The organism is Streptococcus suis (assembly GCF_019794555.1).
GTDB classification, from domain to species: Bacteria; Bacillota; Bacilli; order Lactobacillales; family Streptococcaceae; genus Streptococcus; species Streptococcus suis_AB.
Window position 1 is genome coordinate 1 of record NZ_JAIMEP010000018.1, and the last position, 10,644, is coordinate 10,644.

13 protein-coding genes are annotated in these 10,644 nt (G+C 39.2%); 4 read left to right on the forward strand and 9 right to left on the reverse strand.

The window, feature by feature from the left end:
• Positions 1–169: 169 nt before the first annotated feature.
• The 3 genes from budA to K6V48_RS07890 are packed head-to-tail and all read right to left on the reverse strand — an operon-like array spanning position 170 to position 3,275.
• Positions 170–886 (reverse strand): acetolactate decarboxylase, encoded by a 717-nt coding sequence (gene budA, locus K6V48_RS07880; RefSeq protein WP_172039588.1) that lies wholly within the window; start codon positions 884–886, stop codon positions 170–172.
• 3 nt (positions 887–889) lie between these two features.
• Positions 890–2,119: a tetratricopeptide repeat protein gene (locus K6V48_RS07885; RefSeq protein ID WP_222368918.1), complete on the reverse strand. Its 1,230-nt coding sequence runs from the start codon at positions 2,117–2,119 to the stop codon at positions 890–892.
• Positions 2,112–3,275 (reverse strand): AI-2E family transporter, encoded by a 1,164-nt coding sequence (locus K6V48_RS07890; protein WP_222368919.1) that lies wholly within the window; start codon positions 3,273–3,275, stop codon positions 2,112–2,114. The genes K6V48_RS07885 and K6V48_RS07890 overlap by 8 nt, the downstream gene beginning before the upstream one ends.
• A 134-nt stretch (positions 3,276–3,409) precedes the next feature.
• Here K6V48_RS07890 and K6V48_RS07895 point away from each other — a divergent pair, with 134 nt between their 5' ends.
• Together K6V48_RS07895 and K6V48_RS07900 are read left to right on the forward strand one after the other, a co-directional pair.
• Positions 3,410–4,411 carry a lactonase family protein gene (locus K6V48_RS07895; protein WP_222368920.1) on the forward strand — a complete coding sequence of 334 codons (1,002 nt, stop codon included), beginning with the start codon at positions 3,410–3,412 and terminating at the stop codon, positions 4,409–4,411.
• A gap of 66 nt (positions 4,412–4,477) precedes the next feature.
• Positions 4,478–4,663: a hypothetical protein gene (locus K6V48_RS07900; RefSeq protein WP_024399779.1), complete on the forward strand. Its 186-nt coding sequence runs from the start codon at positions 4,478–4,480 to the stop codon at positions 4,661–4,663.
• Between the two features lie 27 nt (positions 4,664–4,690).
• Here K6V48_RS07900 and K6V48_RS07905 read toward each other — a convergent pair whose 3' ends face one another.
• The 4 genes from K6V48_RS07905 to eno all read right to left on the reverse strand — a co-directional run bounded on the left by K6V48_RS07905 (position 4,691) and on the right by eno (position 7,816).
• Positions 4,691–5,200 (reverse strand): HAD family hydrolase, encoded by a 510-nt coding sequence (locus tag K6V48_RS07905; RefSeq protein WP_261311081.1) that lies wholly within the window; start codon positions 5,198–5,200, stop codon positions 4,691–4,693.
• 304 nt (positions 5,201–5,504) lie between these two features.
• Positions 5,505–5,765, reverse strand: coding sequence for a type II toxin-antitoxin system RelE family toxin (locus K6V48_RS07910; protein ID WP_024404859.1), 261 nt, complete (start codon positions 5,763–5,765; stop codon positions 5,505–5,507).
• A gap of 1 nt (position 5,766) precedes the next feature.
• Positions 5,767–5,988 (reverse strand): type II toxin-antitoxin system RelB family antitoxin, encoded by a 222-nt coding sequence (gene relB, locus K6V48_RS07915; RefSeq protein ID WP_024404858.1) that lies wholly within the window; start codon positions 5,986–5,988, stop codon positions 5,767–5,769.
• A 520-nt stretch (positions 5,989–6,508) separates the two neighbouring features.
• The gene (gene eno, locus K6V48_RS07920) at positions 6,509–7,816 is read right to left on the reverse strand and encodes a surface-displayed alpha-enolase (protein ID WP_024391935.1); all 1,308 of its coding nucleotides are present in this window, start codon (positions 7,814–7,816) and stop codon (positions 6,509–6,511) included.
• A 149-nt stretch (positions 7,817–7,965) separates the two neighbouring features.
• Here eno and K6V48_RS07925 point away from each other — a divergent pair, with 149 nt between their 5' ends.
• Positions 7,966–8,418 carry a DUF1694 domain-containing protein gene (locus K6V48_RS07925; RefSeq protein WP_222368921.1) on the forward strand — a complete coding sequence of 151 codons (453 nt, stop codon included), beginning with the start codon at positions 7,966–7,968 and terminating at the stop codon, positions 8,416–8,418.
• Between the two features lie 9 nt (positions 8,419–8,427).
• On the opposite strand, the gene K6V48_RS07930 is transcribed toward K6V48_RS07925, so the two are convergent.
• A complete protein-coding gene (locus K6V48_RS07930; protein WP_024404856.1) occupies positions 8,428–8,655 on the reverse strand; it encodes a hypothetical protein in 228 nt (75 codons plus the stop codon).
• Positions 8,643–9,773, reverse strand: a complete 1,131-nt coding sequence (locus tag K6V48_RS07935; protein WP_172016283.1) for a glycerate kinase family protein — start codon at positions 9,771–9,773, stop codon at positions 8,643–8,645. Before K6V48_RS07935 ends, K6V48_RS07930 begins: the two co-directional genes overlap by 13 nt.
• 109 nt (positions 9,774–9,882) lie before the next feature.
• Between K6V48_RS07935 and K6V48_RS07940 the strand changes: the two genes are divergently transcribed.
• Positions 9,883–10,527, forward strand: a complete 645-nt coding sequence (locus tag K6V48_RS07940) for an HAD family hydrolase (protein ID WP_222368922.1) — start codon at positions 9,883–9,885, stop codon at positions 10,525–10,527.
• Positions 10,528–10,644 lie beyond the last annotated feature (117 nt).

Sequence of the window (10,644 nt, forward strand, 5' to 3'; positions counted from 1 at the left end):
TCTCCCCGCTACCTCACGATAGTCAGGCTTGGGAGTCGCTTTGGGGTTCACCGGTAGCGGGTGTCCACAGAGGACTTTCACCTCAGATGTACGACATGCCCGTCGTACATATAAAAAAGAGAGTAGTTCCAATAAGAAACTTCTCTCTTTTTAGGCTCAATTGCTAGATCTATTCTGCCTTATCAATATCTTCTCTAACTTCCTTAGCATTGAACTTAGCGAAAAGATACTGGCGGTCTTGAATTGGAAAACGCTGGTCTAGTTGATCTACTGGTCCCACTTCAACCATTCCTTCTGAAATAATATAATCCATAACATGACCACCGAAGGTCAAATCATCCGAAATAAAATGCAAATGATAGCCAGCCACACTGACACCATGGAAAATCTCTGGCGTCCAAATTCCAACAATGGTACCTGAAATATTCTCAGCGGTATACTCAGGCTGTCGACTTGCCACCTCCGCAAATCGGACATCAGAGGCCGACTTTGGAATCATACGCACATGCATATGCGAAAATGTTCCTTCTATTTTAATGGAACGAAAGAGATTTTCACCATCATAATATGACTCAATCCGCTGATGCAATTCATCGCTAGTCATTTCAAAGCGTTGTTTGAAAATGACTTCTGCTTCATGAAAAATAACCGCTGCATAGGGAACTTTCATATCAGCTGGAACTTCAACCACTTCTGGTTTTTCTCCTGCTCCCTTGGCCTGATAGGCCTTTCCATCTAAAACAATCAGCTCTCCATCAATGGAATCCAGGGTTCCCAACCCCAAATCACCATGTTCCAACAATTCACCAACCGTTAAAGAACCGCCATACAGCCCCGCCATCAAGGCACCTAAGGTATTGTATTGAAATAATCGATTTACTTGCATAATCTACTCTTCATTCAAAAATTCTTGCATGGCCAAATCATCCGGCACCAATTGGATATACCGACTAGCTTGCTCTTTTGCCTCATCCAAACGACCAAGTTGGCGCAACACTTCTATATAATCAGCCAAAAATTCTGGGTTCTCAACTAGATCAAGGGCCAATTCATCATACAATTGAATAGCCGCATCTTCCTGCTCCAATGCCTGGTAGGCTTTTGCAATATTCCATCGAGCCAAGACATTCTCAACCTCTTCATCGAATAAAGCCACAACCTCTTCAAATCGTTCCTGCTCAAGATACAAATTAGACAAGCGCAAAGCGAGCTCATTCCCATCGTCTGCTACCTCTTTTGCTCGGAGCAGATAGTCTTCTGCTCTCGCCTCATCATGTAATTCATAGGCATACTGTGAAGCTTGAAGTAAGAGATTGGCATCAAAATCATTTTTCGCCAGGCCTTTTTCCGTCATAGCCAAGGCTTCATCAATCTTATGCTCGGCATGAAGCGACCGTGCATAGGCATACTCGTAGCCATCAAAATCAGGATTAATCGTATCCAGTTGCTTAAAGTAAAGATTTGCCTTCTGGTATTCTTCACTTTCAAATAGCAGAGCAGCCAATTCAAAAACAGTCTGGTCATCGTATTCCAACTCAACAGCTTTTTCCAAAAATTCAATGGCCGCTTCAAATTTCCCTAAACTGGCATAGGCAATACCGATTCTCTGATAGGTAGAAACTCCAGTTAGTTCATAGATGTCACGATTGTCTAGCTGTGCATAATAAGAAATGGCCTCGTCAAACAATTCCAATTCCATATCCAATTCAGCCAATCCAAAAAGAATAACCGGCTCATCGGACAAGTAACTTGCTTCCAACATTTTTTCACGCGCAACATCAGATAATCCCTCAGCCTGATAGAGGTCAGCCTTGACCAACAAAGCCTCCACATAAACAGGACTATCCTCTGGAATTTCCTCCAAATAGGCAAAGGCTTCTTCAACCAAACCATCTTCAAAGGCAATTTGAGCCATATTCAGGCCTACTTCAGGAAAATCGTCTTTCACTTGAGCATAGATTTGACTAGCCTGTGGGAAAAAACCAATTCCCTCCAAATATTCCGCTAGAGACAATAAAGTCTCAACATCATCTTCAGCCAATGCTCGTTTAAAATACTTATTGGCTTTCTCTAAATCCTGCTGACTGATACAAGCCACCATTTTTTCACTATTATTCATTCTTTACCTCAATAGATTCCTCATTATATAAAGCACTATGTTCTTTGTACCATTCAAAGATTGCTTTCACCAAAACCTTGATAGAAGCATAAATTGGAATCCCTAATAGCACCCCAAGCACACCATACATTTGGCCTGCAGTCAGGAGTACAAACAAAATCGTAATTGGATGAATGCTGAGCGAGCTACCTATTATCAAAGGCGTTACAAAACGACCTTCAATGGTTTGTTCTATCATAAAAACAATCAATACTTTTAGCAACATAAATGGACCAGCAATTAACCCCAAAATTACTGCTGGAATCATTGCCAAAAATGAACCTAGGTAGGGAATCAAATTTAAAAATCCGGCCATCACTCCTAGAGTCACAGAATAGTTTAGACCAATAATTGAAAATAAAATAGAGAACATAACTGCTACAATGATTGCAACAGTTACCTGACCACGAACATAATTTGATAACTGACTGTTCACATCTGACAAAACAGCTCCAATAGGCACCCTCCACTTAGTCGGTAAATATTGGGTAATATGTTTATTCAAGTATTGTCCATCCCGTAAAAGGTAAAAGAGTATAAAAGGCATGATAAGAACAGCAACAACAATCTGAGATGCAGTCGAAATCAAATTACTTGCCCAGTTAACAGCACTGGAAGAAAATTTCTGCGCAAAAGTGATTATCTGGTCATTAACTTTGTCAAGCATTTCCAAAGCGGTTGGTCTAAATTGTTCAAATCGCTGATCTTGTAATAAGCCCGTTACACTCCCCTCAATTTTTTGGATATTTGAAGGAAGATTTTGTGCAAATGAAGTAACTTGTACTTGAATGCTTGGAATAGCTACAGCAAGTCCCCAAACAATCAAAAGAGCAATCAATACAAACAGTATCGAAATGCCAATTGTTCGAGAAATATTATGTTTCTCCATCCAATCAACCATTGGATTTAATAAATAGTACAAGAGACCTGTCAAGATCATCGGTAACAATAAAATTTCCAGAAAACTTCCAATCGGTCTAAACAAAAAGCTAATCTTACTAAACACTAAAATAGTCAAAAAAGTCAATAGGATTACTAGCAAAATGGTAACGGCCTGATTATTCAAAAACCAACGGAAGAACCAGCTAAAACTAAATTTTTGATCTTTGTCGTCCACGATACTTACTCCTTTTCTTTTTATCTATTGTATCATGTAGAAAGGAATTTTGTCAGAATCAACTACAGAATTTATGCGACTTTATCAGAAAAAAGTGGTATAATTTTATCAATCATTTCCTAAAGGAGAAACCCATGACGATCTATTTCGGTACGTATACCAAACGCGAATCAAAAGGTATCTATAAAGCACAATTTGACGCAACATCAGGACAACTTAGCAATTTAGAATTGGTTGCGGAAGAACCAAATCCTACCTATCTAGCTTTTGACCAAGCTGGTCATCTTTACTCAGTAGGGTCTGAAAATGGCCAAGGTGGTATAGTTGCCTTTTCTGCTGACTTTACTCCACTAAATCACGTGGTAGCTGAAGGTGCACCACTTTGCTATGTTTCCGTTGATGAAGAAAAAGACCTGGTCTATGGTTCAAATTACCACAAAGGGCAATTGCTAGTCTATAAGCGTTTGACAGATGGTTCTCTTGAACTTGCAGATGTTGCTCAGCACGAGGGCTCTGGTCCACATGAAAACCAAGCTTCTGCTCACGTTCATTTCTCTGATTTAACACCAGATAAATTTCTAGTAGCCTGTGATTTGGGATGTGACCAAGTGGTTACATATAAAGTGAACAATCAAGGAAAATTAGAAAAAGTAGCAACTTATCAAGCTACACCGGGTAGCGGACCACGCCATATCGTTTTCCATCCAACTGCAAAAATTGCCTATCTCATCTGTGAACTGAACTCTACTATTGAAGTACTCATCTATGATGGCCATGGGCAATTCGAACTGATGCAAACCATCTCAACCCTTCCAGAGGAGCACACTGGTTTCAATGGTACTGCTGCTATTCGTATCACGAAAGATGGTCAATTTGTCTATGGCTCAAACCGTGGGAACGACTCTATCGCAGTATACAAAACCCTTGGCGACACTAGCTTAGAGTTGGTTGAAATCGTTCCAACTAATGGTAAAACTCCTCGTGACTTCACTCTTAGTCCTGATGAAAATCACTTAATTGTCGTTCATCAAGATTCTGACAATGCGACTGTCTTTGCGAGAAATACAGAGAGCGGTCGTTTAACAGAACTTTATCATGATTTTTTTGTTCCTGAAGCTGTTTGCGTTACATTTTAATAAGACATATTAATTGTGAAATTGAGACCATTTTGGTTTAATAGTTCCATAGGAGGTGTATTCAACATGAATCCAGTAGATCTTTTCAATGAAGTAAAAGACTTAATCGCAAACAAAGACTTTGATGGTGCAAAACAATTTATCGAAGAAAACAAGGACCAATTCGGTGAATACTTGGAACAAGCAAAAGGCTTGTTATCAGGTTCTGAAGGTGTTAACGGTCTTTTAGATAAAGTTAAAGGCTTGTTCTAATACATGTAAAAACTAGGCTGAGAATGTTCAGTCTAGTTTTCTTTTTTCTTTGAAAATAGTCGTAAGTTCTTGGATTGAATGCAGTTGCCAGTCACTCTTCCACTCCATATCCTCAACAGCAAATCTTCCAATTCCTGTCAATAAGCGAACAGCCCTCATACCTAGCGATTTAGCTGGTACAATGTCATTATCGTACCTATCCCCAACATAGACAACTCTATTTGCTGTGGTGTTTGATTTTTGCAAGGCAAGTTTGAAAATAGTCGAATCTGGCTTAGATAGTCCAACTTCCTCAGAGAGGATAATAAGTTGAAAGTAAGACTCAATTCCCCATTCCTCCAACAAAGCCCTTACCGTAGCAGATTGATTTGCAATTATCCCTAATTGATAGTGTTTTGATAAAGTTTCAAGAACTAGCTTTGCTCCCGGATAAAGTTTTACCCCTTTATTTGTCCATAAAGGACGTGACTCGGTCGGTGAAAAATATTGCCAGGTCGCACGAATTGGGTCCAGCGACTTATGAGCATACTCCACCATTTTCTTTTTATAAGAATCTTATGAAACCTCTATATCCAGAGACTCTAACTTCTTCACACACTTGTCTATATAATAACCATAGGCAGCCTCTTCATCTAAAAGCGTCGAACCCAAATCAAAAAATATCCACTCTATCATCCCATTCTCCATCACTTTTCAACATGAGAATACTTAAGTTGATTAGTCTTTTTAGAATATCATTTTATCAATTTCAAGGCAAAGAAAACTCCCTAGGAATTTCAGTCTAGTATTCTATTCATTCTTAAAAATAGTTAGGACCTGTCTTGTCATAGATTTTCACAAATCAATAGATATCTTTACGATGTCCAAACTCAAGTGCTAAAATAACCAACTTATCATCTTGAATATCGCAAATCAGTCGGTAATCTCCGATACGATAACGCCACTCGTGAGCATGATTACCTGTCAAACCTTTACCATTGGCGCGTGGATTTTCAGTCCCTTCTAAGTGCTTATCAATCCAAGCAAATAGCAACCTCTGAATTTGCCTATCTAATTTCTTAATTTGCTTTTGAGCCTTTTTAGAATACTCTAAATGATACATGCTATAATCCTAGCTCTTTCTTAAAATCAGCATGACTAATTGTTTCTGGATTTGCTTTGTACTCATCATAAGCTTGATGATAGATTTTTAAATCATACTCATCTTCAATATCACGCTCCAAAGCTTTCTTAAAAAGGCTAGAAAGACTTTGACCTGTTAATTGTGCATAGCTTTTAAAGAACACCTCTTCTTCTTGATTTAATCTGATAGTTACTGTACTCATGGTGTTTACCTCGTTTCTTTGTGTTACATTGTAACACATTTTGGAGTATTTGTCAATCTATCAAAAAGCACCTAGTTTCCTAGACGCTAGTACAATAGTCACGATTTGAACGTGAGCTTCCTATATCAAGTCTACTCCATCTATACTACTCCTTGCGCTTGAGAATATTATACCCCACACTCCGATAGACACCTACCATATTATGATAAACCTCCATTTTAGGTAAAGGAACTACAATAAAATACACATCTGAATAGGTTTCAAACCATTTGTTCAACTTGTCATAAGGCGGTGACTGATACTCAATGAAAATGCAAAAAAAGCTGTCTCAAATTATGAAACAGCCATCAATAGTTTATAAAGGGGGTCACACTTTGTGACTGCCCTCTTACTATACCAAAAATATAGTATTTCAATCATGGGGTAGTACAAAGGGTAGTAAATTCTAAAAAAGCACCTTGGGATAACGCCCTAAAGTGCTTAATATCAAGGCTTTTAAGCCTTTAACCTCATAAAGAGATTATTTTCTAAGGTTGTAGAATGAGTTCAAGCCTTTGTAGACTGCAACTTCACCCAATTGATCTTCGATACGAAGCAATTGGTTGTATTTAGCAATACGGTCTGTACGTGACAATGAACCTGTTTTGATTTGGCCAGCGTTAGTTGCAACTGCGATGTCAGCGATTGTTGAATCTTCAGTTTCACCTGAACGGTGTGATACAACGGCAGTGTAACCAGCTTCTTTAGCCATTTCGATAGCTTCAAATGTTTCAGTAAGAGTACCGATTTGGTTAACTTTGATAAGGATTGAGTTAGCAGCACCTTCTTTGATACCACGTGCAAGGTAGTCAGTGTTTGTTACGAAGAAGTCGTCACCAACCAATTGAACGCGTTTACCAAGACGCTCAGTAAGAGCTTTCCAGCCATCCCAGTCGTTTTCATCCATACCATCTTCGATAGTGATGATTGGGTATTTGTTAACCAATTCTTCAAGGTAGTCGATTTGTTCTGCAGATGTACGAACAGCAGCGCCTTCACCTTCGAATTTAGTGTAATCGTAAACTTTACGTTCTTTGTCGAAGAATTCAGATGATGCACAGTCGAAACCGATCATGATGCCGTTTTCGCCAGCTTCGTATCCAGCAGCTTCGATAGCTTCGATGATTGTTTCAACGCCATCTTCAGTACCTTCAAATTTAGGAGCGAAACCACCTTCGTCACCAACAGCTGTTACCAAACCACGAGCTTTCAAGATTTTTTTCAAAGCGTGGAATACTTCAGCACCCCAACGAAGACCTTCTTTGAATGATGGAGCACCAACTGGTACGATCATGAATTCTTGGAAAGCGATTGGAGCGTCAGAGTGAGAACCACCGTTGATGATGTTCATCATTGGAGTTGGCAATACTTTAGTATTGAATCCGCCAAGGTAAGTGTAAAGTGGCACTTCAAGGTAGTCAGCAGCAGCACGCGCAACAGCGATAGAAACACCAAGAATTGCGTTTGCACCCAATTTACCTTTGTTAGGAGTACCGTCAAGAGCGATCATAGCGCGGTCGATAGCTTGTTGATCACGAACGTCGAAACCGATGATAGCGTCAGCAATCACGTTGTTCACGTTGTCAACAGCTTTTTGAGTACCAAGACCAAGGTAACGAGATTTGTCACCGTCGCGAAGCTCAACTGCTTCGTGCTCACCAGTAGAAGCTCCTGAAGGAACCATACCACGTCCGAAAGCACCTGATTCAGTATAAACTTCAACTTCAAGTGTAGGGTTACCGCGTGAGTCAAGGACTTCGCGAGCGTAAACATCAGTAATAATTGACATTATATTACTCTCCTTTGAGTTTAAAATTGTTACATAGCTATCATACCCTAAAATACGTTATTTTTCAAGAAAAAGTCGGTATTTTTACAGAAAGAAGTAATGTAAACGTCTTCCTTTTTTCTTACATAGTTTTATGTTATACTAATACTATGAATAACGATATAAATACAAGCATTTTAAGAAAGGCTTCCGGGGAAACTCGTCTAAATCCGGATGAACAACGTCTGTACATGGGAACCTACCGGGAGCGGGTTGTTCTCCTACTTACTTTTGACGAATTGGCAAAGGAACAGGTCTCTCAAGACTTTAATCAGATTTGCCAAAAATTAGTTAGTAACTACCAACCGCTCTTTCTTAAACTATCCCCCTCTCTATCGGATAAGCAACAGATTTCGCTGATGAAAATGGCACAAACTCACAGCATTACTTCAGCTATTATTGACGAGAAAGTTGGTCAATCACCATATGCTGTGATTTTTCATACTGACCATGCTATAGATAAAGAAGATGTTACCTTAGAATCGGTATTTCCAAATATATTCTTAATAGAAGAAAAAAAGGAAGATACAAAACCTTCCTTCTGGAAAAAATTATTTGGATAGACTGATTTATCAATGAACTAAAATAAGTACAAGACAAATAATTATACTTAATAAACACAGAATTCCTAGCAATCTGCCTATATCATTTTTTTCATTGAAAAAGAAAATAGTTCCATTTCCTTTCAATACATTCGATTCCGTCCCTCTTTCATTCTTAGAAAGTCTTACAAGGGTTTGCAGCTTTGCAAGACAAATTAGAATAAATAAGATAATTGCTATTGATTTCATCCATTCCATCTTACTGTTCCTCCTAATTGAATGACTCTTGCCACCTGTTCTGCTGTACGGATCAGGTTTTTTTCTGCATTTTGGAGCGTGTGTTCTAAACTGTCAACACTTGCAATGATAGGAAACGCGGCGCAGATATTTTCAAAAGGAAAATCAGGTAGGTCATCTTTGAGACTGCCACATATCGCAATGATAGGAACTCCATCTGGTGTTCGTCGAGCCACTCCTATCGGAGTTTTCCCTGCTAGACTCTGGACATCCATCCGACCCTCACCTACAATGACAAGATCAGCCTTAGCAACTCGGTGATCAAAATTCAATTGTTCCATGACAAAATCTACACCCTTTTGGATATGTGCACCAGCAAATTGGACCAATCCTGCAGCCATACCTCCACCAGCACCTGCTCCACTTACAGCAAGTATTTCGGGATTCACATTACTATAAAACCCAGCCATTTCCTCATCAATCCGTTCAAACTCTTCAGCCGCTAGACCTTTCTGACCCGCAAAAACATAAGTTGCACCCAAAGGCCCACAAAGTGGATTATTCACATCCGTAACCAAGTCAATCCTAACTTGGGATAAGTCCACCAACATTTCGTCTGTTGAATAGCGTACTATCCTTCCCAAATGAGCCCCAATAGCCTCGACCTCATCTCCATCACGGTCATAAAATCTAACACCAAGACCTGATGCCATACCAATGCCACCATCATGACTCGCAGATCCGCCAACACCAATTAAAATTCTCTGAGCTCCATTTTGCACCAGTTCAACGATTAGCTCTCCAATTCCTTCTGTTTTGAGCAAAAGCGGATTTCTTTTTTCGTGTGGAATACTGCCAAGTCCAACTATTGCAGCCATTTCAAATGCTGCAAGGTCATCTTTCATCGCATAGGTAACCTTGACTTTATCTCCAAATGGACCAGTAACATAGGTGTGTTTCACATCCAGCGATAAGGCATCTGTCAAACTCTCAACAGTACCTTCCCCACCGTCACCCAAGGGAAGTAAGTCATAGCTTGCATGAGGATAAACCTTTGAAAATCCAAGTTTAATCGCTTCAGCGACCTGTGCTGCTGAAAGAGATTCTTTAAACGAATCTGGCGCTATGAGAATATGCATAGTGGACCAACCTCCTTTATATTATTAGTATACCATTCCCAAAAGAAGCTTTCAATAAGTCTTATCAGATTTTAAAAGAGTATGATATACTGAAAGAAAGGAGGCAGCTATGTATCAAACTATATTATTTGATTTAGATGGAACATTAACAGATTCTGGTCAAGGCATTTTAAATTCCGTTGCCTTTGCACTCGAAAAAATGGGGATTGAAGAAACAAAGCCAGATCATTTGAGACGGTTCATCGGACCGCCACTCTATGAATCTTTTTTACAGTTCTATCAACTGAACCCCGAAGAAACACAGGCTGCAGTCGATGCTTTTCGCATTTATTTTAAAGAAAAGGGAATGTTTGAAAACCAACTTTATCCAGGAATTGTTCCACTTCTTGAAAAGTTAAAGACTGCCGGCAAAACCCTTGTGATTGCTACTTCGAAACCCGAATTATTCGCAAAACAAATCCTTAAACATTTTGAAATTGATCATTTTTTTGATGTGATTGCGGGAGCAAGTCTGGACAATAGTCGTATCAGTAAGGCAGATGTGATTGCATATGCGCTGAAACAATTAGGCAATTTTCCTCAACCTGCAGTCATGGTCGGTGACAGAGAGCATGATATAGAAGGTGCTCACATGAACCAACTTCCTGCCATCGGAGTTCTCTACGGCTATGGAAGTACCGAAGAGTTTGAAAAAGCAGGTGCGACTTGTATTGTAAAGAATGTAGCTGAACTGAGTGATTTTCTTCTAAGTTAATACACTTACCAAAATTTTTATATTTTTCCATACACAGTTGTCATAAAAATTCAGTAGTAATTTTTTGTCAATAGATATTGTTTAAGGGAATTGGTATCAAATGAATAAATCATAACA